This window comes from Sphingomonas sp. IBVSS2 (genome assembly GCF_002127225.1).
In the GTDB taxonomy this organism is placed as follows: Bacteria; Pseudomonadota; Alphaproteobacteria; order Sphingomonadales; family Sphingomonadaceae; genus Sphingomonas.
In genome coordinates this window covers 683,499-709,834 of record NZ_NFUR01000003.1, presented here as the reverse complement: position 1 = coordinate 709,834, position 26,336 = coordinate 683,499, and the positions used below count along the sequence as shown (strand labels likewise).

Annotated in this window: 16 protein-coding genes; 11 read left to right on the top strand and 5 right to left on the bottom strand. The window is 66.7% G+C overall.

The genetic code is table 11. The annotated features are described in order from the left end of the window. Positions 1-38: 38 nt before the first annotated feature. The 5 genes from CAP40_RS13570 to CAP40_RS13550 form a co-directional block, all read right to left on the bottom strand. Positions 39-3,011 carry a TonB-dependent receptor gene (locus CAP40_RS13570; RefSeq protein ID WP_256924188.1) on the bottom strand — a complete coding sequence of 991 codons (2,973 nt, stop codon included), beginning with the start codon at positions 3,009-3,011 and terminating at the stop codon, positions 39-41. Between the two features lie 283 nt (positions 3,012-3,294). Continuing rightward, a complete protein-coding gene (locus CAP40_RS13565) occupies positions 3,295-5,052 on the bottom strand; it encodes a glycoside hydrolase (RefSeq protein ID WP_144034356.1) in 1,758 nt (585 codons plus the stop codon). After that, positions 5,053-7,635 (bottom strand): glycoside hydrolase family 2 protein, encoded by a 2,583-nt coding sequence (locus CAP40_RS13560; RefSeq protein ID WP_086130017.1) that lies wholly within the window; start codon positions 7,633-7,635, stop codon positions 5,053-5,055. After that, positions 7,632-10,667, bottom strand: a complete 3,036-nt coding sequence (locus CAP40_RS13555) for a GH92 family glycosyl hydrolase (RefSeq protein WP_086130016.1) — start codon at positions 10,665-10,667, stop codon at positions 7,632-7,634. The genes CAP40_RS13560 and CAP40_RS13555 overlap by 4 nt, the downstream gene beginning before the upstream one ends. Beyond that, positions 10,664-12,559, bottom strand: a complete 1,896-nt coding sequence (locus CAP40_RS13550; RefSeq protein ID WP_086130015.1) for a sodium:solute symporter family protein — start codon at positions 12,557-12,559, stop codon at positions 10,664-10,666. The genes CAP40_RS13555 and CAP40_RS13550 overlap by 4 nt, the downstream gene beginning before the upstream one ends. Positions 12,560-12,788: 229 nt before the next feature. Between CAP40_RS13550 and CAP40_RS13545 the strand changes: the two genes are divergently transcribed. The 11 genes from CAP40_RS13545 to CAP40_RS13495 all read left to right on the top strand — a co-directional run bounded on the left by CAP40_RS13545 (position 12,789) and on the right by CAP40_RS13495 (position 26,267). After that, the gene (locus CAP40_RS13545) at positions 12,789-13,772 is read left to right on the top strand and encodes a LacI family DNA-binding transcriptional regulator (protein WP_086130112.1); all 984 of its coding nucleotides are present in this window, start codon (positions 12,789-12,791) and stop codon (positions 13,770-13,772) included. A gap of 166 nt (positions 13,773-13,938) precedes the next feature. Beyond that, complete coding sequence (locus CAP40_RS13540) at positions 13,939-14,856, top strand: ROK family protein (protein ID WP_179188164.1); 918 nt, start codon at positions 13,939-13,941, stop codon at positions 14,854-14,856. 65 nt (positions 14,857-14,921) lie between these two features. Further along, a complete protein-coding gene (locus tag CAP40_RS13535; protein WP_256924187.1) occupies positions 14,922-17,201 on the top strand; it encodes a GH92 family glycosyl hydrolase in 2,280 nt (759 codons plus the stop codon). Beyond that, on the top strand, positions 17,201-17,923 hold the full coding sequence (locus tag CAP40_RS13530) for a copper homeostasis protein CutC (protein WP_086130012.1): 723 nt from the start codon (positions 17,201-17,203) through the stop codon (positions 17,921-17,923). Before CAP40_RS13535 ends, CAP40_RS13530 begins: the two co-directional genes overlap by 1 nt. Continuing rightward, on the top strand, positions 17,920-18,927 hold the full coding sequence (locus CAP40_RS13525; RefSeq protein WP_179188161.1) for a N(4)-(beta-N-acetylglucosaminyl)-L-asparaginase: 1,008 nt from the start codon (positions 17,920-17,922) through the stop codon (positions 18,925-18,927). Before CAP40_RS13530 ends, CAP40_RS13525 begins: the two co-directional genes overlap by 4 nt. A 25-nt stretch (positions 18,928-18,952) precedes the next feature. Further along, complete coding sequence (locus tag CAP40_RS13520) at positions 18,953-20,299, top strand: MFS transporter (RefSeq protein ID WP_086130010.1); 1,347 nt, start codon at positions 18,953-18,955, stop codon at positions 20,297-20,299. 251 nt (positions 20,300-20,550) lie between these two features. Next, entirely contained in the window at positions 20,551-21,273 is a 723-nt protein-coding gene (locus CAP40_RS13515; RefSeq protein ID WP_086130009.1) for a GDSL-type esterase/lipase family protein, read from the top strand. Then, positions 21,270-23,219 carry a glycoside hydrolase family 97 protein gene (locus tag CAP40_RS13510; RefSeq protein ID WP_086130008.1) on the top strand — a complete coding sequence of 650 codons (1,950 nt, stop codon included), beginning with the start codon at positions 21,270-21,272 and terminating at the stop codon, positions 23,217-23,219. Before CAP40_RS13515 ends, CAP40_RS13510 begins: the two co-directional genes overlap by 4 nt. Positions 23,220-23,297: 78 nt before the next feature. Beyond that, complete coding sequence (locus tag CAP40_RS13505) at positions 23,298-23,741, top strand: cupin domain-containing protein (protein ID WP_086130111.1); 444 nt, start codon at positions 23,298-23,300, stop codon at positions 23,739-23,741. A 17-nt stretch (positions 23,742-23,758) separates the two neighbouring features. Next, the gene (locus CAP40_RS13500) at positions 23,759-24,904 is read left to right on the top strand and encodes a Gfo/Idh/MocA family protein (RefSeq protein ID WP_086130007.1); all 1,146 of its coding nucleotides are present in this window, start codon (positions 23,759-23,761) and stop codon (positions 24,902-24,904) included. Positions 24,905-24,923: 19 nt separating this feature from the next. Continuing rightward, positions 24,924-26,267 (top strand): Gfo/Idh/MocA family protein, encoded by a 1,344-nt coding sequence (locus tag CAP40_RS13495; protein WP_086130006.1) that lies wholly within the window; start codon positions 24,924-24,926, stop codon positions 26,265-26,267. Positions 26,268-26,336: the final 69 nt, after the last annotated feature.

The following is a 26,336-nucleotide window of genomic DNA, read 5'->3' as shown; positions in this document are numbered from 1 at the left end:
CTCGCGCCCACCGGACGCGAGGAGATTGGATGACCGGCCTAGAACTTATACGTCACGCCGCCATAGACGATACGGCCCGAATAATTGTTGGTCCACAGCCGGGCCTTGGTGTCCTTGCCCAGGTGCGCGCGCTGTTCCTCCTTGGTCAGGTTCAGCACCGACGCGCTCAACACCAGCTGCTTGGTGATGTTGTACGCCACGTTCAGATCGACCTGCTGATAGGGTTCGGAATAGATGCTGAGCCCGTTGTGTAGGCCGCCCACCAGCTCGCCGCGGCGATTGTACGAGGCGCGCGCCAGGAATTTCTCGCTCTCGTAGAAGACCGTGGCGTTGAGCTGGGTCTTCGCGCTGCCGACGAGCGGCGACCGGGCGATTTCCTTCCCGTCCAGGATGACGGCCGCCATGTTGGTGTCGTTGTAGGTGAAGTTCGCCTGGAAGCCGAGGCCGAAGTCCAGCGTGTGCTGGGCATAGAGCTCGATACCCTTCGAAACGCCGTTGCGACCATTGGCCGAAGTCGAGAAATTGCGGACGGTCACGGTATTGCCGCCGATCGTCACCTGCTGGTCGCGAGTCACCGGCACGATGAAGTTCTTCACATCCTTCCGGAACAGGCCGACGCCCACCACCGAGCCGGGATGGAAATACCATTCCAGCCCAACGTCATATTGCCACGCCTCGAACGGCTTCAGATCCTTGTTGCTGCCGGATCCGCTCCAGCCCGGATCGGTGCTTCCGCCCGCCGCGCTGCGATCGGAACTATATTCCTGGGAGACGAAGTTGAGAGCGCCTGGAAAGGCGATGTCCGAATAGCCGGTCCGCGAGATGACCTTGGAAACGGCGCCACGCAACACCAGCCTGTCGGTCAGGTCGACGGCATAGTTCAGGCTGGGCAGGAAGTCGGTATAGGTCTTGTCCAGCGTGTTGAGCTCGAAGGTCTTCTCCTTGATTTCGTTCTTGAGGAAGCCGCTCTCGCAGCCCGGCTCGGTCGTGCAGGGCTGCGGGGTTCCGCCCGGGCCATCCACGAAATAATCAAGGAAACGCTCGATCGCATCGGTCGATTCCGCATGCTGCTTGGTCCGCGCGACGCGCAGGCCGATATTGCCGCGGATACGGTCCGCCTTGAAGTTGAGCTGGGTATAGCCGGAGAGGATCTTCTCGCCGACATTGTAGATGAAGTCGGGCTCCTCGTAGCGAACCGCGTCGCCATAGCGCGCCTTCAGCTGCGCGAGATAAGCCGGGAAATCGATACCCGGGAAGACGTTGGCGTTGAAGCCGCCCTCGATATGGCCGAGCGCCTTGGCATAGAAATATTCCGGACGCGCCACCGACGCCTGGGCATCGCAACCATTCTGGTAGCGCGTGGTCGTGCCCGGGCAGTACCACAAGGTGTTGCCGGTGTTGCGGTGCACCTTGCCGTCGCGATATTTGACGCCGGCCTGGATCGACTGCAGCCACGGGCTTTCGAACAGCCTGGTAAAGTCCGCCTGGACATAGTTCTGCGAAATCGACGTTTCCTTCCAGGAGGAATCGGTCGATCCAAGATCGATCTCGGCAATGCCGGCGCGCAGATTGTCCTGGAGGTCCGGCGAGAAGGTAGCCGATGGCGTGCCGGTCAGGTTCCAGGCGCTCAGGCCGTTGCCCATCTGCCATGCGCCGTTGACGAAGCGACGGGGCTTGGCGGACATGCGGAAGTTCAACGACGGGCCGCCCTCGGACCAGGTACGGCCGCCCACCAGGGCGGCGCGCCACGGACCGCTCTCCCAGTCGATCGAGAAGTCGACCGTCTGCGACAGCGCCTTCTCGCGGCTATAGCCGCCGGAGAGCTGCGGCGTGGGGATGGTGCAGTCGTCGGGGCCCCATCCGCCCGAAGGCTTTCCGCCGGCCGCAGCTTCGGTTTCGTTGCAATAATAGGTCCGGCCCGCGAGCTTCCGATATTCCGCACCGGTCGCGATGGTGCCGCTGGGATCGAGCGTGAGCCCGTTGAGCAGCCTGCCGCCCCCGTAATTTCCGTCCCACGAAACCCGGGCGAGATTCCATTCCGGAATCTTGAGCATGTTGAGCGCGTAATCCCCCTTCAGATCGAAGCGGAAATAGTTGGCGGTCATGGTGAGGTTGTGGAAGGGCTTCAGCTGCGCGGTCGCCTGGATGCCCAGCCGCTCGCGCTTCTCGTCACGCACCGCGAAATTGACCGAGGTCGGCAGGAAGAAATCCGAATAATGCTTGCCGTTCTGGTCGTTGAAGCCCGAGCCGCCCCACCATTTCGACGGCTGCGGATCGAGCGCCTTGCCGTTTACGTCGACCGCGTTCCGCGCATTGTTGTCGGAATACCAGTTCCAGCTTTCGGTGCTGACTTCCATGCTGCGGTTGGTGCGCCGCTGCCAGGTGGTGCCGACGAGGAAACCGACGGTCTCGGCTTCGTTGCGCCACGAGATCATGCCCGAAAGCTGCGGATCGACCTTCGCGCTCGTATCGGAATAGGTGCCCTCGGCGGTCACGAAGCCCGACCAGGCCGGCAGGTCGAGCGGGCGCCGGGTCTTCAGGATCACGGTGCCGCCGATGCCGCCTTCGTCGATCCGCGCCTCGGGCGTCTTGTACAGCTCGGCGCTGGACAGCATGTTCGACGGCAGGAGCACATAGTTGAACGAGCGCGTGGCCTCGTCGTTGGTCTCCGAGGACGCGATATAGTTGCCGTTCAGCTGGGTCAGGGTGAGGCCGGCCTGCAGGCCGCGCACGCTCACCGTCTTGCCCTCGCCGCCATCGCGGGTGATGACCACGCCGGGCACGCGCTGCAGCGCGTCGGCGACGTTCTTGTCGGGGAACTTGCCGATATCCTCGGCCGTGATCACTTCGACGATCGCATTCGCGTCGCGCTTCTGGCGCAAGGCCTGCTGGATCGACGCGCGATACCCCGTCACGAGGATGGCCTCGCCCTCATCCTCCTGGGCTGCGGTCGCATCGGACCGCGCTTCCTGCGCATGCGCGACCCCAAGTGGCGCAATCGTGGCAATCACCAGGCTGGTAGTGGTCAGCAGAACTTTGCGGAACGTACCCGAATCGGATGCGCTCCCGACAGTGCGACAAAAGGCCATTGCCCCTCTCCCTTTCAAGCGGGCGGCCCGTTGACCGCTAGCCGCCATTTCCTCCCCGATTCCATCGTTCGCCCTGACCCTTTCCTGGGCGAAGCCGCCCGGCCGAGTTCGGCGATCCAAATGTAATCGATTACAAAGTTATCGATTACATTTCCTTTGTCAAACGCTTTTATTGCAGCCGGCGAGAGCAGCTGACACCGGTTTCCTAAGTTGCCGGAGAACAGCTGCTTCTAATGGCTATCTTCCCTAGATTCAGGGACTTGGGATGTCCCCGATCGATCACCAGGGAAATTCGCCGCACGACCTTCCCCGCGAACCGCCCGAGGCACCAGTGGCGTTCGTGCCACACTCCCTTCGCGGTCAAGGGGTGAAGTGATTCGCTTCCATCGGCCATCGTCAGGCGCAGCGCATAGCCCGGCGACGCCGCGATCACGACCACCGATAGCCCGGTCCGGGCATCGATCGGCAGGTCCGCGAGGAACAGCGGCACTTCGGCCGGGCTGCGAAGCGCGTCCCGGGGCGCCACGCGCAGCGAGCTGCCGCCCTGCCAAGCGCGTTGGAAATCATAGCCGATCCGCAATGGCGCGGCGGGCGAATAGGCGAATTGCCAGCTCGGGAGCGGGTCTTGTCGCGCCATGTCGTGCCACGGACCACCGACGGCGCGCCCGTCACGGGCATCGACCAGGCCATGACCGGTGTTGAAGCCGGTCTCGAACGGCAGCTTCGCAATCGTCGAGCGCGCCGGCACCAGTGCCGCGATGCCTTCCCACGCGCCGGTTCGCATCGCGTCCGTGGAATTGCCCGCCGCCATGTTGCGATCGTCGCCGGCGAACAGGCGGGCCTCGCCGTCATAAAAGGCTTCCGCGTCACGCGGATTGGCGCGAAAATCGCCGAATTCCCCCCCGGCGTTGAAGTTGAAGTTCGGTGCGAAGAGCGCGACCGAGCCGAGTGCCGGCCCATCCCCATGCTCGCGCAAGCCGCGCAGCCAGCTCCTGTTGCCGAACGCCTGCTGCGCATTGCGACGGGCCGGCCAGAGATCGGCACCGATGAACAGCGCGTAGCGGTCTCGCCCCCTCGCCTCGGCGAGCGCCGCGCCGGCGCGCAGTCCCGCGGGCGTCCACTCATAGTTGAGGAACATCGCGTCCGACACACGGGTCGCGCCATCCTGCAGCAAGGGCGCATTGCGGGCGTTATAGGCATTCTGCCACTGGACGCGACCATCGGGCAGCATCGCGTCATACCAATGGATTTCCATGCCCTGGGGAGCGATCCGCGTCAGATACGCCACGAACCGCGCCATGCGCCGGGCAAGCTCGGGCGAGACGTCCGTCTCCTGGTTGATCAGCCAGCCGTCAAAACCATAGTGGCGGGCGATCTCGACAAGGCGGTCGGCAGCGGGAAAGCGGCCTTCGCCCTCCTCCCGCAGGAACGCCTCGAGCGTCTTCGCCGAACCGCCCCAGGCGAGCGGCGCGAAGAACGCCGTGCCGATCACCTTCACGCCGTTGCGATGCGCGGTGTCGACCCATGGCCGGGCCGGGATCATCACATTGTGCCCTGCCGTGCCGGCGAACCAGGACAGCACGTCGATCTGGGCCCAATGGGTGAAGGTGTAGAGATTGAACCGGGGCTGCCGCGCCAGATAATTGCCGAAATTGTTCATCCCGTCGGGAGCGAACAACACGCGGACCTTCGGATCCAGCCGCGCGGCAGGATCAGGCCCCGGCCCCGGATCGACCATCCGGCCGGCAAGCGGCACGCGCGAGACATTGGCCGCGTCGGCGAGCGGACCGGTCGCCTCCCACGCGAAGAGCTGCTCCACGCTGAGCGCGAAGGGCGGTGAAAGTGCCAGTGGCGCGTCCGCGGACTGCGGCGCCCGGGCGAACGTCGCCGGCCCGGGCAACGCCAGCGCGATGGCGAATGCCGTGCCTCGCCACCAGGCCGCGCGGATGCGCCGACACGCCACTCAACCCTCTGCCGCCGCGGCGCGCTGCGCCGGCCCCTCGAGCGCGATCCGTGCCGGCATCGCCGCATGCGTGTCCCGGACCGAGGTCACGCGGAGCGTCGCCGAATCGAAACGGCGGCCGTCGCGCGCGCGCACCACCCGGCTCTCCCCGGCAAGCAGGTCGAAGAAATTGTCGTCGAAATTGATCGGCGAACCCGGGGTATCGATAGGCGCCGCGGCGATATGGACCGCCCGGGCGAACCGTCGTGCGCGGACCCGTACGGCGCCGGCATCCAGGATTTCGACCTCGATCCCCGGCTCGGGCAGGGCCGAGGCATGGACCGCCGCCGGGTGGACGATGTTCGAGGCCAGCGTCTCGCCCTGCCGCGTCAGCCGCAACGTCAGCACCGCCGAGGCGCGGTCCAGCGCGGGCAGATCGGTGGCCGGGACCAGCAAGAGTTCGCGCGCTTCGTTCGCGCCGAGCCGGACTTCGCGCGCCTCGCGCCACAGCACCGCACCGTCGAAATCGACCAGCTCGGCCACCAGCTGGACCGCAAGGTCCTCCATCAGGTCGGACACGCCATGGATGCGGAAGCCGCCGTCATGCACCTCGGCACAGACCAGAACCGGCGCGAACGAACGCGCGGCCTGATAGTGCAGCGCCTTCCATTGCCCGTAATAGTCGATCCCCGACCAGGAGACTGCCGGCCAGCAGTCGTTGAGCTGCCAGTAGAGTGAGCCCATGCACATCGGCATGTTCCGCCGGTGCGCCTCGAAGGCGACGCGCAGTCCGTCGGCCTGGAGCACCTGGCTGAGGTAGCAGAAATGCTCGAAGCTGCCTGGCTCGCCGAAAGCCTCGCGCACGAAACGGCCGATGATCGCATCGCCCCGCCCATGCTTCTGGTGAACCGAGAGCGCCTGCGAACCGATCGCCCGATCCTCCGGGGCGGTGAAGCGCTTCACGGAATCCAGCAACGGATAGGACTGGAAGCCATATTCGCTCATGAAGCGCGACAGCCGCTCGCCATAGGTCGCGAAGGGCAGCTCGCCGTGCCAGACGCCCCAATAATGGCCATCGCCACGCATGTCGTCGCCCGGGTCGTTCCAGTGGCCGATCGGCGATGACGGAAAATAGAAGCGATCCGGATCGAGCCGCGCGACCACATCGGGCAGCAGCGCATCGAACAACCGGGCATTTCCCGCCACCATCGCCGCGAACTGCTCGGCGGAGTAGCCGAATTTTTCCGGCCATTCCCAATGGGCCACACCCAGGCTGATCTCGTTGTTGCCGCACCACAGCGCGAGACAGGCATGATGCCGCAACCGGCGGACCGCCTGCATGGCTTCTTCCTCGACGCGCTGGAGAAAAGCGTCATCCGAGGGATAGAGCGTGCACGAGAACATGAAATCCTGCCAGATCAGGATGCCGTGCTCGTCGGCGAGATCGTAGAACAGGTCGCTTTCGTACACGCCGCCACCCCAGACGCGGAGCATGTTCATGTTGGCGTCCGCCGTGTCGCGGAAGAGCTGGCGATGGCGCTCGGGCGTGACCGCTTCCTGGAAACTGTCCTGCGGGATGTAATTGGCGCCCTTCATGAACACCGGGCGCCCGTTCACCTTGAGATAGAAACACTCGCCATGCGCATCGGGGTGGTTGACCACTTCGACGGTGCGCAATCCGATGCGCTGCTCCATGGCGTCGATCGGACCGTCCTTGTCGACCAGCCGCACGGCGAACCCGTAGAGACAGGCTTCGCCCAGCCCATTGGGCCACCAGAGCCGGGGGTCGTCGATCGTCGCCGCGATCCGGTGCGGCCGCATGCCGGGTTCGAGCGCCACGGGATGCCGGACGGGAAGCGTGCCCGGCCGGTCGCACGTCAGCTCGAGCCAGGCCTGCCCGTCCGCCTGCCCTTCGATCTCGACGGTGAAGGCCAGCTCGGCCCGTTCGGGCGACAGGCTGACGATCTCGTGCCGCAACTCGGCAATGCGCGCCTTGCGGACGATGTCGAGCCAGACTGGCCGCCAGACGCCCGAAGTGACGTATTTCGGGCCCCAGTCCCAACCGAAATGATAGGGCGCCTTGCGGACATAGACGCTGGCGTGATCCGCGGTCTTGTCGTTTTCCGCCGGATAGAGCACGCCTTCGCGCGCGCGCCGCTCGGCACCCAGCGCCACCGGCGACTTGAACCGGAGCGTCAGTTCGTTGCGGCCCGGCCGCAGCAGCGCCCGGCACTCGGCCCGATGGACGCAGAACATGTTCTCGGCCCGCAACAGCGGCACGCCGTTGAGCGCGACCGAGCAATAGGTATCGAGCCCTTCGAAGACCAGCGCGACGCTGTCCGCGGCCAGATCCTCGCCCGATACCTCGAACGCGCAGCTATATTCCCAGTCCTCGTTCTCGATCCATTGCAACCGAAGCTCGGCGTCCCCCGCGAACGGGTCCTCGATCACGCCGTTGCGCAGCAGGTCGGAGAAGTTCGAGCCCGGCACGCTGGCCGGCATCCATGCCGTATCGCCGGCCCGGCGAAACACCCAGCCGTCGGCGAGCGGAATGCGCCGTCGCAGCGCGATATGTGCGGCCGCAGCCGCGGCAGAACCGGTCATTGCAATAGGATCTCATCAAGGAACAGCCACGCCTTTCGCCCGGGCGGGCTGAGGCCTGGCGGCATGGTGCCCGCGGAAAGCACGCGGACCTGATATTGTCGGAAGCTGCCGCGCACGGGGATGCGCAGGCGATCGACCGCCTGCCGGATCGCGCGCGGCGCGGCGACATCGCGGCTGCCCACCAGCGACAGCGCACCCGCTTCGCTTCCGGCCCAGATCTCGATCCGCCGCGGCACGAGGATGCCGTTCATCGGATCGTCGAGATAGCCGATCGTCACGCTGCGGACAGGCCGCGACCTGCCGAGATCGATCGTCGCGGTGATGTCGCCCAGCCGCCCCGACCATTTCTTGTCCCCATAGAAGCGGGTACCGCGCTGCTGGTCGATCAGCATTGCGCCGTCGGCCCGGCCATAGGGCATGTCCGGCTCCGCGATCGCGATCCGCGGATAGCCCGGCCCGAGCCCGACGGTAGCGGCGCGCGCATAGTGTTTCTCGAAGATCGTGCTCGTCGCCAGTCCTTCGCGCAGGGCAACGGCCTTCAGCACCGTGTCATGGCTGATCCGAAGCGGACCGGCATAGCGTCGCGATCGCCCATCCGGCTCGCGGCCATCGAGCGTGTAGCGAATGACCGCGCCCGGCTCGGCGGTCTGCAGGTCGACCGCGCGCGAACCGGCGAAATATGCAGTGGCATCGGGGTCGAACGGCGCCCAGGCGGCGCGATGCGGCACTTCCGCCGGCACCTTGTCGTCGAACGCGCCGAGGCTGGTCTCCCGCGGATCGCTTCCCCATGCGCGGTTCGGCTTCGGCCCCATCTCGAAACGCAGCACGCCGCCGGCCATGATCCGCTCGTGCCGGATATAGCTATGGGGATAGGGCTTGCCGTCGAGCGTGGCCGACTGGACGAAGATGTTCTCCGGCGTCAGATTGCCCGCCTCGATGACGAAGCGCTTGCCGTTCTCGAGCGCGATCGTCGCGCGGCGATGATGGGGCGCCGTGATCTGATAGGTCAGGTCGCCCGGCGCCACCGGGTAGAAGCCGAGCGTGGCGAGCAGATACCAGGCCGACATCTGGCCCAGATCCTCGTTGTTGACGAGACCGTCCGGCCGATCGGCATACATTTCCCGGACCAGGCGGTTCACATAAAGCTGCGTCAGCCACGGCTCGCCCACGAGATTGAACAGCCAGGCCATGTGATGCCCCGGCTCGTCCCCATGCGCATAGCGGCCGACAAAGCCCGAAATGTCGACATGCTGCTCGCCGCCGATCGGCCGCGTGTCGGTGAAGATTCCCTCCAGCCAGCGCGCATAGGCTTCGCGTCCGCCGTGCAGCCGGATCGCGGCGATCATGTCGTGCGGGGTATAGCTCGAATAGGCCCAGATATTGCCCGAGACATAGTGCCGGTTCAGCGTATCCCAGGTGTCCATCGGCACCGGTACCCTGCTCCCGTCGGCCAGTCGCGGCAGCAGATAGCCGTTCGCCGGATCGTAGAGCTGGCGCCAACCGGTCGCCCGCCTGGCGAAGAGCGCGGCATCCGCGCGCTTGCCGAGCTTCTCCGCGACGCGGCCGATCGCCCAATCCTCGTAATTCTGCTCGGTGGTCTTGGAGACCGAGCTCGCCACGTCGGCGGGCACGAACCCATAGGCCAGGTAACCCGCCATGCCGTTCGCGTCATAGACGTTGCTGTGCTTGGTCGTGTCGAAGGCGCTTGCGCGGATCGCCGCATAGGCGGCTTCGGGATCGACGCCGGGGATGCCCTTCAGCACCGCGTCGGCGATCGGCGAGACGATGCTGTAGCCGATCATCACGCGATTATCGTGGCCGACGGCCTCCCAGCTCGGCAGCAACAGGCCCTGCTCGGCATGGCGCGAGACCATCGAGGCGACGATCTCGCCGTCCTTCTTCGTGTCGATGATGGTCAGCAGCGGATGCAGCGCGCGATAGGTGTCCCAGTTCGAAAAATTGCTGAACTGCGGGATGCGCGACTGGCGGACCTTGCCGTCGAGATAGTAGGTCCCCGTGACGTCCGAGATCAGGTTGGGCGCGATCGCCGCATGATAGGCCGCGGTGTAGAACAGCCGCTTCTGCCGCGCATCGCCTTCGATGGTGATCCGCGACAGGCGCTCCTGCCACAGGCGCGTGGCATCGGCCAGCGCGGCATCGAACGTGCGGCCGCGCGCATCGGCGTCGAAATTGGCCTGCGCACCGGCCCGGCCCGTATGCGACAATGCCACGGCGACTTCGATACTGTCCCCATCGCCCGGCGCGAATTGCACCAGCGCCTTGATCGCGCGCCCCGCCCGCGCGCGCCCCGCGACCGGGCGGTCGTCCTCTGTCAGCTTCGCGCTGGCGAAAGGCTGTGAGAAACGCGCGACGAAGAAGACCGAACGGTCGCCCGACGACTGGCTGATCGCGCGCTTCCAGCCGCGGATCTCACGGTCGGAGACGATCTCGACTTCGGTGCGATAGCTATGGTCCCCCACGCTGTGGGTCGGATCGATCACCACGTAACGTGCCGCATCGCCCCGATAGGCATAGCGATGAAAGCCGGCGCGCACCGTTGCGGTCAGCTCCGCATCCACGTCCGGATCGTCCAGATGGACGCGGTAGTAACCCGGCCGCGCCAGTTCGCGCGCGTGCGAGAAGCGCGAGCGATAGCCCGAGCCCGGCCGCTCCGCCGAGCCCGCCTCGGTCGAGGGCGCGCGCGTCGGCATCAGCAGGATGTCGCCGAGCGCCGACAGCCCCGCCCCGCTGATATGCGTGTGCGCGAAGCCTTTGATGTCGGCGTCGGAATAATGATAGCCCGAGGTCCAGTTCCAGCCATTGCGGTCGTTCGACGGGCTGAGCTGGACCATCCCGAACGGGACGGTGGCGCCGGGGAAGGTGTGGCCATTGCCGCCGGTGCCGATCAGCGGATCGACATAGGCGAGGAGGTCCTCGCCGGGCGTTGCCGCGACGGGCGCTTCCCGCGCCCCCGCGCCGATCGCCGGCAGCAATGCCGCGACTGCGAACCGCATGCCCGTCCGCCGCGTCATCGCGCGATCTCCGGCGCTGAGTCCAGCCGCGCCATGTCGCTCGGCCAGTCCTCGAGCCGGCGGTACCAGGTGCGCCACAGGATCAGCCCGCCGGCGGAGGCGACCGCGATCGCCGCCAGCAGGCCGGGGATATTCTTGAGCACGAGGAAGATCGGCACCGCCACCAGGCTGGTCTGGACGATCGTCCCCACCGCGATGTTGAACATGTCGCGCGGGAAGTTGCGGTTCGGCCGCACCCCCGGCCGCTCCTGCGCGAGCGCCCGGTGCACCGGCCCCCAGAAGCCCCAGGGCCGCACCCGGTCGTAGAAAGTCTTGAGCACGGCCATGTCGGTCGGCGGAGTCACCAGGCTCATGGTGATGGCAACGGTCCCCGCAACCAGGATCACCAGCGGGAAGAGATAGAGCGCCAGCACGGAACCCATGCCGGGCAGCAGCGCCCCGAACAGGAACGGGAAGGTCATCGCGCAGGCCATGCCGGCGACCGTGCCCCAGAAATAACCATGGCCGTTGAACCGCCACCAATACCATTTGATCACGTTCGACGCGGTGTAGCCGCCCCACAGGCCCGACACGATCCATTGCAGGGCATCGTTGATGCTCGAGACGAACAGGCCGATCCCCATGCTGACGAGGACGACGGTGAGCGACACGGCATAGCTCATCCAGATCATCCTGCGCTGCGACGCGTCCGGATTGACGTAGCGGCGATAGATGTCGTTCACGAGGTAGAGCGGCGCCGCGTTGAGACTGCTGGCGAACGTCGCCATGAACGCGGCGAGCAGGCCGGTGATGATGAGCCCGCGCATGCCGGTCGGCGCGAAGCTCTGGATCGCGGCCGGCAGGATGCTCTCATAGTCGATCCGCCCGCCCGAGACGAGATCGAGCCGGTCGACGAAGACCAGCGCCAGCACCGTGAAGCCGGTGATCATCAGATAGCGGATCGGCATCAGGACCACCGAGACGAAGCCGGTCAGCTTCGCCGCGTCGCGCGGCGTGCGCGTCGCCAGGATGCGCTGCATGTCGTAACTCGGCGCGGGGCCGGCGGCGCTCTTCAATATGCCCGAGAAGAGCATCATCATGAACAGCGCGCCGAACAGGCCGTAGCCATCGGCCGCGATCTTGGTCTGGACCTCGGGCTGGATCGCATGCCAGTCCAGGTCGAGCGACCAGCCGAAAAATGGGTTCATCCACCCATGCGGCGTGGCGGCCACCACTTGTTCCGGCGAGACCAGGGTCATGGCGAGGCCGGCGATGAAGATCGCCGCGATGGTCATGATCGAGAATTGCAGGACATCGGTCCACACGATCCCGGGCATGCCGCCGAGCACGACATAGAGCGTGACCAGGCTGGTGAAGAACACTGCATAGATGTTCGGCACCAGCGCGGGATCGACGGCAATCCCGCCGAGCAGCGGCGCCACCGTTTCCCACGGGATGAACAGCTCCATGAACTTGCCGATGCCGACAAAGGCATAGGCGAGGAAGCCGACCACGCAGAACAGCGCGAAGACCACCACCGAAAGATGGGAGAGCCGGCTTCCCGTCCCCTCCCCGAAGCGCAGCAGGATCCATTCGGCCCCGGAACGCACGTTCGAGCGGCGCAGCCACAGCGCGAGGAAGGCCATCAGGAAGACCTGGTTGAACACCGGCCACAGCCAGGGAAGCCAGACGCTCTTCAAGCCGTAGACGAACAGCAGCGTCGTCAGCCACATCGTGCCCGAGATATCGAACATCCCCGACGCGTCGGACAGGCAGAGCAGATACCAGGGCATCTTCTTGTTGCCGAGATAATAGCTGTCGATGCTCTGCGCCGCGCGGCGACGCACCACCAGCGCGATGACGAGCGTTGCGACGAGATAGGCGGCGACGATCGCGCCATCGATAACGGTCAATCCTGCCCCCTCTCCAACGAACCCGTTGGCGCCGCGCCCGCCGGACCTTTGCTATCTGCCCGGACTCGTTGCGCGAATCCGGATTTGCAATCGATTACATTTTTTGTAAAGCCCTTCTCGACAATATTGACAACAGGCCGGCCATCGCCCTCTTTCGTCAGGAACGACGCGGGATCGGGCAATGGGGGAGCGGATGGATGCGGGAAGTGCGAAGGGCAATCACACGGCGATGACCACCATCCTTGACGTAGCACGGGCAGCCGGGCTTTCGACGGCGACCGTGTCGCGGGCGCTCCGCGAGCCGGAGAAGGTGACCGAGAAGACCCGCGCGAAAGTGTTCAAGGCAGTCGAGGCCGTGAACTATCGGCCCAACATGCTGGCGCGCAACCTGCGTACCGACAAGTCCTTCACGCTGCTGGTGCTCGTGCCCGGCATCGCCAATCCGTTCTTCGCCAACGTCACCGCGGGAATCGAGGCGACCGCCTGGAAGCGCGGCTATTCGGTGCTGCTCGGCGACACGCGCGATTCGCCCGAGCGCGAGGAACATTATGCCCGGCTGGTCGAGACACGGCTGGCGGACGGCGTGATCCAGCTCAGCCCCGACTATGCGCCGGCCGAAAGCCGCCGCCAGGCTCCCTACCCCGTGGTCCATGCCTGTGGCTGCGAACTGACGGAAGCGCCTTCCGTCCGGATCGACAATGTCGGCGCGATGCACGAGGTGGTCGCGCACCTCATCGCCCGCGGCCATCGCCGGATCGCGGCGATCAGCGGCCCGCAGGCCAACGCCCATGCCATCGACCGTCTCAAGGGCTATCGCCAGGCACTCGAGGCGGCCGGAATCGCCTTCGATCCGGGGCTCGTACTCCACGGCAGTTTCAGGATGCAGTCCGGCTTCGAAGCCGCGCGCGAGATTCTCGCAATGACACCGCGCCCCACCGCGATCGTCAGCATCAATGACGAAATGGCCATCGGCGCGATCCAGGCGCTCGCGGCGCTGGGCGTCTCGGTCCCCTCGGACATCGCGGTCACCGGCTTCGACGACATCGATTTCGCCGCCCATTCCACGCCGGCACTCACCACCGTCAGGCAGCCGGCCGCCGAAATGGGCGCCAAGGCCTGCGAGCTGCTGATCGACTGGATCGAGGACAAGGCGCGGGACGAGGCCGTGCACATTCTTCCGCACACCCTGGTCGTTCGCGAGAGCAGCGGGTGAGCGCCCCGGCCCTCGCCGATAGCGCCGAGAGCCCGTCCGGCCACCGCCCACGGCCATTTCCACCGACTGCCCTCAAATAAGGCTGGCCTCGCGAGATGTAATGGATTACATTTCGTGCAACGACCGCGTCGCGCGGCGCAACGGGTCCAGGGGGGAGAGGCATGGAATGATCGTCGGGCTGGATATCGGCGGTCACCACGTCGCCGGCGCGCTGCTGAACCGGCAGGGGCACGGGATCCTCGTCAAGAGCTACAGGCATAGCGAGACGCGCAGCGGCGCCGCCAGCGCGGAACTCCTCGATGCCTGGGCGAACCTGATCACGACGATCGCGCCGGACACCGACCAGGTCACCGGAGTCGGCATCGCGATGCCGGGCCCGTTCGACTATCGCACCGGCACCGCCTTCTTCGAAGGCAATGGCAAGTTCGAAAGCCTCTACGGCATCAATGTGCGCGACGAATTGCAGCGCCGCCTGCCCGTTTCGCGCGAGATCCGCTTCCTGAACGACGCGACTGCCTTCGCGGTCGGCTGCGCGGCGATGGGTGCCACGGGGAGTTGCACCCGCGTGCTCGCGATCACGCTCGGCACCGGGCTCGGGGCCGCGTTCCTCGATAGCGGCATCCCGGTGATCGAGGAGGAACCGGGCGTGGTGCCGCCCGGCGGCTGCCTGTGGAATTTGCCGTTCAAGCACGGGATCGCCGATGACTATGTCTCGTCCCGCTGGCTTCTGACCGAGGGCGCCAGGCAGAGCGGGCGTCCGCAGGAGAATGTGGCCAGAATGGCCGCCGACGCCCGGCAGAATGAAGTCGTGCGGGAAGTCTTCGCGGAATATGGCGCCAATCTCGCCGCCATCGTCGCGCCCTGGGCGCGCGGATTCGGCGCGGAGACGATCATGCTCGGCGGGCGCATCGCCGGCGCGTTCGACCTTTTCGCGCCCACCCTGCGCCAGGGGCTCGCCGCGTGCGATATGGCGATACCGATATTGATACACGAGAATACCGAAGATGCGGCGATTGTAGGCGCGGGCCAGATGTTCACCCCCGCCTTCTGGGCCGAGGCACGAACCCGGCTTCCGCGCCGGTGAGAAGGGATAGGGAGACGATGCGGATGGGGGGATTTGCAACGCGGTTTCTGGGGTTCGCCCTGGCCATGCTTCCGGTCCCGCTCGCCGCGCAGCAGGCGCCGGACTATGCCGACCTGGCGAACCCGCTCACGGGAACCGATTCGTCGTTCGAATTGTCCTATGGCAACACCTATCCGGCGATCGCCGTGCCATGGGGCATGAACTTCTGGACGCCCATGACCAACAAGATGGGCGATGGCTGGACCTATCGCTACGGCGACCACAAGATCCGCGGCATCAAGCAGACCCATCAGCCGAGCCCCTGGCTCAACGATTATGGCGCGTTCTCGCTGATGGCGCTCACCGGTCCGCTCAAGTTCAAGGAAGACGAGCGCCAATCCTGGTTCTCGCACAAGGCCGAGACGGCGAGGCCCTATCGCTATAGCGTGTATCTGGCCGATTACGACGTGACCGCCCAGGTCGCTCCCACCGCGCGGGCGGCGCATTTCCGCTTCACCTTTCCCGAGAGCGAGCAGAGCTGGATCCTGCTCGATGCGTTCGACATGGGCTCGATGGTCAGGATCCTGCCGAAGGAGCGCCGGATCATCGGCTATGCGCGCAACAATCATGGCGGCGTTCCGGGGAATTTCCACAACTGGTTCGTCGCCGAGTTCGATCGCGATTTCGAAGTTGCCGATACCTGGGGGGACGGCTGGAAGCGCAACCCGGGAATCGCCCAGGCCGAAGGGCAGCATGTCGGCGCGATCATCGGGTTCAAGACGCGCAAGGGCGAGCAGGTCCATGTCCGCGTCGCCTCCTCGTTCGTCAGCCCCGAACAGGCCGCGCTCAACCTCGATCGCGAGATCGGCAAGGACAGCTTCGAGACCACCGAAGCCAAGGCCAGGGACGAATGGAACGCCCTGCTCGGCCGGTACAAGGTGGAAGACCCGGATATCGACGCGAAGCGCACCTTCTATTCGGCGCTCTACCGCACCCTGCTCTTTCCGCGCAGGTTCCACGAAGTCGATGCGTCCGGCCGGACGATCCACTACAGCCCCTATGACGGCAAGGTGCATCCCGGCCCGATGTTCACCGACAACGGCTTCTGGGACACGTTCCGCGCGGTCTTCCCGCTATTCGCGCTGATGCACCGCGAGGTCGACGGCCAGATCATGCAGGGGCTCGCCAACACCTATGACGAATCGGGCTGGCTGCCCGAATGGGCCAGCCCCGGCCACCGCGACGTGATGATCGGCTCGAACTCGGCGGTGAACATCGCCGACGCCTATCTCAAGGGCATTCGCGGCTTCGACATCGCCAAGCTCTACGAGGCCATCCGCAAGAATGCCGATACCGATCGGGGCCGGCCGAAGTCGCGCGAAGGCAAGACGATCAGCTCCGTCGGTCGCGAAGGCGTCGACTGGTACAACCGGCTCGGCTATGTTCCGTACGATGTCGGCATCAACGAGAATGCCGCGCGCACGCTCGAATATGCCTATGCCGATTTCACCATCTCGCGGCTCGCGCAAGCACTCGGCAAGCCCCGGGACGCTGCCCTGTTCGCGGAGCGGGCACAGAATTACCGCAAGCTGTTCGACGCCGAGAGCGGGTGGATGCGCGGCCGCAACCGGGACGGAAGCTTCCAGTCTCCCTTCAACCCGCTAAAATGGGGCGACGCCTTCACCGAGGGCAACAGCCTCCACTACAGCTGGTCGGTGTTCCAGGACGTGCAGGGCCTGATCGCACTGATGGGCGGCGACAAGGCCTTTGCCGCGAAGCTGGACAGCGTGTTCGACAGCCCGCCCAAGTTCGACGACAGCTATTACGGCTTCACGATCCACGAGATCCGCGAGATGCAGATCGTCGACATGGGCAATTATGCCCATGGCAACCAGCCGATCCAGCACATGATCTATCTCTACAATTATGCCGGCCAGCCGTGGAAGGCACAGGCCCGGGTGCGCGAAGTGATGCGCAAGCTCTATTCGAGCGCGCCCGACGGCTATCCGGGCGACGAGGACAATGGGCAGACCTCGGCCTGGTACGTGTTCAGCGCGCTCGGCTTCTATCCGGTGACGCCGGGCGCGAACCAATATGTGATCGGCTCGCCCCTGTTCCGGCATGCCGAACTGGCGCTGGAGAATGGCCGGACCTTCACCATCGAGGCGCCCGGAAACAGCGCCGCGAACCTCTATATCCAGTCCGCCACGCTAAACGGCCAGCCGCTGAACCGCACCTGGCTGGGCCATGACGAGATCATGGCCGGCGGCACATTGCGCTTCGAGATGGGGCCGCGGCCGAACATGGCATGGGGCACGGGACCCGAGGCCGCCCCCTTCTCGATGAGCGGCCGGGGCAAGCGCTGATGGCGGTCATGCTCGAGATCTGCGTCGACGACGCCGCAGGGGTGGCCGCGGCGGTGGTGGGCGGCGCCGACCGGATCGAGCTGTGCGGCGCGCTCGAGCTGGGCGGCCTCACGCCCTCCCCCGGCCTGATCGAACATGCCGTGGCGACGGGCGTTCCGGTCCACGCGATGATCCGCCCCCGTGCGGGCAGCTTCGTCTACGACATGGACGAGCTGGCGCTGATGGCCGAAGACATCCGGCACGCGCTCGCGCTGGGTGCCGCCGGCGTGGTGGTCGGCGCATTGCGCCCGGACGACACGCTGGATTCGCGCGCCCTGGCCCGCTTCCGCATGGTCAGCCGCGATGCCGCGCTGGTGCTGCATCGCGCGATCGACCTCGTCCCCGATCCGATTGCCGCGGTCGAGGAGGCCTGCGCCCTGGGCTTCGACAAGATCCTCAGTTCGGGCCAGGAAGCGACGGCGCTGGCCGGCGCCCTCACCCTCGCCAGGATGGTGGAGGCCGCCGACGGCAGGCTGTCCGTCATCGCCGGCTCGGGCCTCACCCCCGACAATGTGGTGCGGATCGCGCGCGTGAGCGGCGTGCACGAGGTGCATGCTTCCGCCAGCCAGCCTGGACGCCCCGACCCGCGCAGCGTGGCCATGGGTTTTTCCGCCGGCCCCCGGCGCAGAACCAGCGCGGCCCTGGTCCGCCGCCTGCGTACCGCCATCGAGGAGAGCGCATGACGACAGCAGTGACTCGCCGCACCGCCATGGCCATCGGCCTGACGAGCGCGACTTTCGCCGGTGCCAGCTCCGCCTTCGTGCGAGGCAGCGACCCGGTCGCGCTGGTTTCCACCTGGGATTTCGGAGCCGCGGCGAACGCGGCGGCGCTCGCCCGCCTCAATGCGGGCGGATCGCTGATCGACGCGGTCGAGGCCGGCGCGCGCGTGCCGGAGGCGGATCCGACGAACCATTCGGTCGGGCTCGGCGGCTATCCCGACCGCGATGGGCGCGTGACGCTGGACGCGGTCATCATGGACGATGCGGGCCATATCGGCGCGGTGGCGGCGCTCGAGGACATCGTCCACGCGATCTCGGTCGCCCGGCTGGTCATGGAGAAGACGCCGCACACGATGCTGGTCGGCGAAGGCGCGCGGCGCCTTGCCATCGAACACGGGATGAAGCCCGTCAAGCTACTGACGCCCGAGGCCGAGAAGGCGTGGCGCGAATGGCTGAAGACAGCGCAATACAAGCCCCAGGCGAATATCGAGAACGAGTTGCCGGGCCCGCCGGGCTCGGCGCTGAACCACGACACGCTGGGCCTGCTCGCGCGTTCGGCGGACGGCCGCATGGCGGGTGCCTGCACGACGTCCGGCATGGCCTACAAGATGCACGGCCGCGTCGGGGATTCGCCGTTCGCGGGGCACGGCCTCTATGTCGAGCGCGGCATCGGCGGCGCCACGTCCACCGGCGTGGGCGAGGAAGTCACCCGCATCGTCGGCACCGCGCGCGTGGTCGCGTCGATGCGCGCGGGCCTCTCGCCCCAGGCCGCCTGCCGGGAGGCGGTCGAGTATATCGCCCGCCTGCGCGGGGATGCCATAAGGGAGATGCAGGTCGGCTTCCTGGCGCTGAGCGCGGCCGGCGAAGTGGGTGCCTTCGCGCTCCTGCCGGGATTCACCTACGCCGTGACCCGGCTTTCCGGCAAAACCCAGCTGCTGCCATCCGACAGCCTGACCGGCGCACGCTAGGAACCAGCATTTTCAGGGGGGACAAATGACGACGAAACAATCGGCCGGCGTAACGGCGGCCTATGCCATCGTGACATGCCTGTTTTTCGCCTGGGGGTTCATCACGTCGCTGATCGACCCGCTGGTGGCGGCGGTGAAGGGCATTTTCACGCTGACCGATTTCCAGGCCCAGGCCGCGGCCTTCGCCTTCTTCGCGGCCTATGGCGTGATGTCGTTCCCAGCGGCGGCACTGCTAGCGCGCCTGAAGTCGATCCCGACCATCCTGACCGCGCTGGGCATGATGATCGCCGGATGCCTGGTGATGCTCGCGGCCGCCAATCTCGCGGTGTTCACGCTGGTCCTGCTCGGGCTGTTCATCCTGGCGAGCGGCATCACCATCCTGCAGGTGGCGGCCAACCCCCTTGCGGCCGCGCTGGGCGATCCGCGCTACAGCCATCTCCGGCTGACGCTCAGCCAGACCTTCAACTCGCTGGGGACGTTCATCGGGCCGCTGCTCGGTGCGCACCTGTTCCTGGCCGGCATCGAAGTGAAGGAAGGGGCAGTCGTCACCAGGGAAGTCCGCGCGCAGGCGCTGGCGGGCATCGATTCCGCCTATTTCTGGATCTGCGGCCTGATCGCCGCCCTGGCGGTGTTCTTCTATCTCAGCCGCCGAGTGGTGACCGAGGCGGCGCCGCTCTCCACGGCCGGGCGCCGGGGCATCGGCAGCCTGATCGCCGACGCCGTCTCGTCGCGCTGGGCGATGTTCGGCGGGCTTGCGATCTTCCTCTATGTCGGCGCCGAAGTGGCGATCGGCACGCAGATGGCGCTGTTCCTCAATTCGGATGCGATCTGGGGCCATTCGGATGCCGCGTTCGGGGTGCCGCTGCTCGGCTATGCGATGGGCAGCGACGGCATTCCGGGCGTCTCGCTCCAGGAAGCCGGCAAGGCCGTCGCCTTCTATTGGGGCGGCGCCATGGTCGGCCGCCTGATCGGCTCGCTCCTGCTCACCCGGGTCAAGGCGCACCGGCTGCTCGCCCTCTTCACTGCCATCGCCGCCGCGATGTGCCTCTATGTCTTCGCGGTGGGCGGCGTCACCGCCGGCTTCGTCGCGCTCAGCATCGGCCTGTTCAACTCCATCATGTTCCCCGTCATCTTCACGCTCACGCTCGAACGCTCCACCGCCAGCGCGGAATCGACTTCGGGGCTGCTGTGCACTGCGATCGTCGGCGGCGCGATCCTGCCGCTGCTCGTCGGCCTGCTCTCGGGCGCGCATGGCTATGGCTTCGCGCTGATCCTGCCCGCGGCCTGCTATGTCGCGCTGTGCGTGTTCGCGCTCGCCGCCGGCCGCGCGCCGGTGGTCCGGGCCGAGGGCGAGACTGTGTCCGTGCACTGAGAAGACTGTTCGCTTGCCGCCGGACCTCGGGGATGATCTCCCTCCGGCGGCAAGGAACGAACTGGTGCGCGTAACGCCGTCCAACGCGGTCCCGTCATCCGCGCACAATGCCGGGCCAATCCCCTAAACGGCCTTGTCTGCGGGAACTTGCGGGCTTTTGTTCCGAAAACCTGTCCCGTTCCGGGGCGCTTCCGCCCGGGCCGGCCGGGCGCTAGTGTCGGCGCCATCCGTACGATGCTGGAGGCGCCGTGATGTCGATGGTCCGCCGTGGGTTCCTTGCCGGAATGCTGCTCGTCCCCGCCACGGCCTGTGCCGGCAAGCTGCAGGAGAGCGGCGACGAGAAGCGTCAGCGCCAGTTGAAGGAGGACTGGCCCTGGCTCGGCCATTATGCCGCCGACAACGAAAAGCTGATCGCCTCGGGCCGGAAGGTCGACATCGTCTTCATGGGCGATTCGATCACCCAGATCTGGGCCGACAGCCGACCCGGCTTTTTCACCCCCGGCCGCATCGGCCGCGGCATCGGCGGGCAGACCACCCCGCAGATGGTGCTCCGCATGATGGCCGACGTGATCCGGCTGCGCCCGCGCCTCGTCCACATCATGGCGGGCACCAACGATGTTGCCGGGAACACCGGCAAGATCACGGTCCAGCAGAGCTGCGACAATCTCCAGGCGATGACCGAGCTCGCCCAGGCGCACGGCATCGCGGTGCTGCTCGGCGCGGTGCCGCCGGCGGACCGTTTCCCCTGGCGGCCGGGGCTGGACCCGGTCGAGTCGATCCGGCGGATCAACCTGTTCCTGAGCAGCTATGCCCGCCGCGCCCGCGCGACCTTCATCGACTATACTGCGGTGCTGGCCACCGAGGCGGGGGCGATGAAGCCCGGCATGGCCTTTGACGGCGTCCACCCGACCGGCCAGGGCTTTGCCGCGATGGAAAGCGTGCTCGCGCCGGTGCTGAAGGCGCACAAGGCGTGAGGGCGGCCCTTGCGGCGCTGGCGCTGCTCGTCGCGGCGCCCGCCGGCGCGCAGGTCCTCACCGCCGCGTCGCCCGATGGCGGCAACCGCATCTCGCTTCAGCTGAACGGTGCGGGCACGCCGGTCTATGCCGTATCGCGCGGGGGCAGCCTGGTGCTCGCGCCGTCGCCGATCCTGCTCGACCTCGATGCCGATACGCTGGGCTATGGCCTGGCGATCACCGGCTCGGAGACCGCCAGCGCCGATGCCCGCTATCCGATCGTCGCGGGCAACGCCGCCGAAGGGCGCGACCATTACAACCAGCTCACCGTGCATTTCCAGGAGAAGGGTGGGGCGAAGCGCCGGATGGACGTGGTGCTGCGCGCCTATGACGACGGCGTCGCCTTTCGCACCGTCGTGCCGGTCCAGCCGCAGACCGCGGCCGCGATCGTCCGCTACGAGCGCACCGGCTTCTATTTTCCGCCGACCTACAAATGCTGGGGCTTCAACGTCGGCAAGTTCGGCTCCAGCCATGAAGGCGAGTTCGATCCCGTGGACGTGCCGCGCCTGCGCGACCATAACCTCTTCAGCCTGCCCTTCGCCTGCGAGACCGGCAAGGCCGCCTTCGCGCTGACCGAGGCGGACCTGATCGACTTTGCCGGCATGTACCTCACCGGCCGGGGCGATGGCGGGCCGGGGCTGCAGGTCAAGCTTTCGCCTTCGCTCGACGACTATCGCATCGCGGTGCACACCCGGATCGGCAGTCCGATCGTCACGCCGTGGCGCGTGGTGATGCTGGCGGACCAGCTGGGCAAGCTCAACGAGTCGACGCTGGTCCTCGATCTTTCCAGCCCGAGCCGGATCGAGGACACGAGCTGGATCAAGCCCGGCCTGACGAGCTGGGACTGGTGGAGCGGCCCGGTGATCGCGGCGCTGCCCGGCCAGCGCAGCACCACCGCCGTCGCCAAGGCGCTGATCGACTTCGCCGCCGCCAACGGCCTGCCCTATACGATGATCGACGAGGGCTGGTATGCGGGGGCCGGCGGGGGCGGGGTACGCCGTCCGGGCGTCGACATCACCAAATGGACCGACGCGCTCAACCTTCGCGAAGTGGTCGACTACGCCAGATCGAAGAAGGTCCGCCTCTGGCTCTGGATGCACTGGCAGGCGCTGGACGAGCAGCAGGAAGACGCGCTCGCCGAATATGAGAAGCTCGGCATCGCCGGGATCAAGGTCGATTTCATGGACCGCGACGACCAGTGGATGGTCAACTGGTATGCGCGCACGCTGGCCGCCGCCGCCCGCCACCACATCATGGTCGACTTCCACGGCGCCTATCCGCCGCGCGGGCTGGCGCGCACCTGGCCCAATTTCATGACCCAGGAAGGCGTGATGGGTGCCGAGTACAACAAATGGTCGCGCCGGGTGACGTCGCGCCACAACGTCACGCTCGCCTTCACCCGCGGCCTGATCGGCCCGATGGACTATACTCCCGGCGGCTTCCGCAACGTGACGCCCGAGGCCTTCCGCATCCGCGGCGACCTGCCCTTCGTCCAGACCAGCCGCGCGCACGGCCTGGCGCTGTACGTCGCCTTCCTGTCGCCGGTCGCCGCGGTGTCCGACAGCCCGGACACCTATGCCGCCAGTCCCGCCGGCTTCGACTTCATCAAGGCGGTGCCGGCAAGCTGGGACGAGACGCGCTATCTGGCCGGGGAGACGGGGGAATATATCGTCCTCGCCCGCCGCAAGGGCGCGCGCTGGTTCCTCGGCGCGCTGAACAGCGAGACCGCGCGCAAGGTCACCGTGCCGCTCGACTTTCTGGGCCGGCGCGGCGCGGCGATGCGATTGTGGAGCGATGGCGACAAGCCCGACGCCCCGGTCCTCACCGAACGGCGCGTGGCGGAAGGGGAGGCGCTGACCCTCGATCTCGCCGCGCATGGCGGCGCTGCCGCGGTGTTTGAAAAATAGGGTTCAAAACTCGGACAATTGTGGATAGCATTCTTCCGTCCGACATGGCGAGCGATCGTGCGGGCGAGGAGAATGGGGATGCGAATCACGCAAAGGGACCTGGCCGTAGCGGCGGCCGCGCTGGTGCTCGGCTGGGGCGCCAGCGCCCTGGCGCAGCGGCAGGCCGTGCTCGGGCCGGCGGTGTGGGACTGGAACCGGCTGGCCGTGCAGAAGACCGATGTCGGCGCGCTCCGCAATCTCGTCCGCCAGCCCACCGCGACGCTGGCCGAGCTCGAGATGCACGTCACCACGCTCAACCCGGGCCTGTCCTCGCACCCGCCGCACCGGCATCCGAACGAAGAGCTGGTGATCGTCGACCAGGGCATTGTCGAAGCGCTTTCGGGTGGCAAATGGGAGCGGCTCGGCCCTGGCTCGGTGATCTTCAATGCGTCGAACGCGCAACATGCGTTGCGCAATGTGGGCGGGACCCCGGCCACCTATCATGTCATCAACTGGAAGACCGCCGCCACGCCGGCGCAGTGACAGGGAGCTTCACCAGAATGGACCGTCGTTCGATCCTCGGCATTGCGGGCATCGCCGCGATGCTGCCGCCCGAAGTTCTCGCCCAGTCGCAAAGCTCGGGCAACGCCCCGTCCGAGAATGCCGCGCCGATCGGCCCCGAGCCGGGCGTGAAGCACAAGGTCGATTTCGGCGTGATCGGCCTCGATCATGCGCACATCTATTCGATGACCGACGCGATGATCCGCGGCGGCGGCGTGCTCAAGGCCTTTCATGCGGCCGATCCCAGGCAGGTGGACATGTTCCGCAAGCGTTATGGCAATGCCGTGAAGCTCGCGCGGAGCGAGGACGAGATCCTGGGCGACAAGACGATCAGGCTGATCGCAGGCGCGCCGATCCCCGATCTCCGCGCCCCGCTCGGCATCCGGGCGATGCAGGCGGGCAAGGACTATCTCGGCGACAAGCCGGCGATCACCAGCCTCGACCAGCTCGCCGCGGTCCGCCGCACGATCAAGGAAACCGGCCGCAAGTTCGCGATCATGTATTCCGAGCGGCTCGAGGTGCGCGCCGCCGTCCAGGCGGGCGAGCTGGTGCGGCAGGGCCGGATCGGCAAGGTGATCCAGACCGTCAACCTCGCGCCCCACCGCGTCGGCTCGGGCCGCCCGGACTGGTTCTGGGACAAGGCGCGCTATGGCGGCATCCTCACCGATATCGGCAGCCACCAGGCCGATCAGTTCCTGTTCTATACCGGCTCGAGGACTGCGCATGTCGTCGCCGCGCAGACCGGCAACCTGAAATGGCCCGACAAGCCCGGCTTCGAGGATTTCGGCGACATGATGCTGACCGGCGACGGCGGCACCGGCTATGTCCGGGTCGACTGGTTCACGCCCGACGGGCTGCCGACCTGGGGTGACGGCCGGCTCTTCATCCTCGGCACCGAGGGCTATATCGAGCTGCGCAAATATGTCGACATCGCCGGCCGGCCCGGCGGCAACCATCTGCTGATCTGCGACAGGCAGGGCGTGCAATATATGGACTGCTCCAAGGTCCATCTCCCGTTCGGCCCGCAGTTCATCGCCGATGTCGTCGAGCGCAGCAGCGTCGCGCAGGACCAGGACCAGGCGCTGCTGGCCGCCGAACTGGTGCTCACCGCGCAGAAGAACGCCACCCGGCCGGTTTCGGCCTGAACCAGGGAAGGAGAGGGGCATGCGGCTTTCCAGACGCCAGACGCTCGGAGCCATCGCGGCGCCGATGATCGTGCCAGCGAGCGTGTTCGGCAGGAACGCGCCGTCGAACCGGGTGACGATCGGCGCGATCGGGGTCGGCCGGATCAGCCGGGTCCACGACATGAAGGAGATCCACAAGCACGCCGACGCGCAGATCGTCGCGGTGTGCGATGTCGATACCAAGCGGCTCGGCGCCGGCATGCAGCTGGTCGACGATCGCTATGCCGCCAGCACCGGCAAACCCTATTCGGGCACGCGCGGCCATGCCGATTATCGCGAGCTCCTCGCCGCGAAGGATATCGATGCGGTGCTGATCTCCACGCCCGATCACCAGCATGCCCCGCTCGCCGTGCATGCGGTGCAGGCGGGCAAGCATGTCTATCTCCAGAAGCCCGCCTCGCTCACCATCGCCGAGGGGCGGCGGATGGCGGACGAGGTCAAGCGATCCGGCAGGATCCTCCAGATCGGCTCGCAGCAGCGTGGGCAGGACCCCTGGCCGCAATTCCACCGCGCCTGCGAGCTGGTCCGCAACGGCCGGATCGGCAGGCTGAAGCATGTGGAGATCGGCCTGCCCGGCGATCCCTCGGGGCCCGCGGCGGCGCAGATGCCGATTCCCGCGAACCTCGACTATGACGCCTGGCTGGGGACCACGCCCGAAGTCTATTATACCGAGACGCGCGTCCACCCGCAGAACAGCTTCGAGGATCGGCCCGGCTGGCTCCGCATGGAGCAGTTCGGCGCCGGCATGATCACCGGCTGGGGCGCGCATCATGTCGACATCGCCCATTGGGGCATGGACATGGAGCATAGCGGCCCGGTCGAGATCTGGGGCAGTGCCGAATTCCCCAGATCGGGCCTGTGGAACGTGCACGGCCCGTTCGAGACCCATGCCCGCTATGCCGATGGCGTGACCATGACGATCTCGGGCGCGCTGCCCAATGGCGTGAAGTTCATCGGCGACAAGGGCTGGGTATTCGTCCAGCGCACCGGTGCGGTTTCCTCCTCCGATCCCTCCAAGCCTGCCGACGTGCCGCTCGCGGCGAGCGATCCCGGGATCCTCGATAGCGTGATCGGCCCGAATGAGGTTCGGCTCTACAAGGCGCCCGAGCAGCACCGGAACTGGCTGGACGCGATCCTGAAGGGCGTGCCGGTCAGCGCACCCGCCGAGATCGGCCACCGTGCCTGCTCGACCTGCCTGCTCCATCATATCGCGATGAAGACCGGGCGGCGGCTCAAATGGGATCCCGTGGCGGAGCGGTTCATCGGCGACGATGCGGCCAATGCGATGCTCAGCCGGCCGCAGCGGGCGAAATACGCGATCTGAAGAGGTCCCCTCCGTGATCCCGGCTGGCGGCCGGGGTCACGCTTTTTCTTCGCGCGGCGGCCCGCCTGG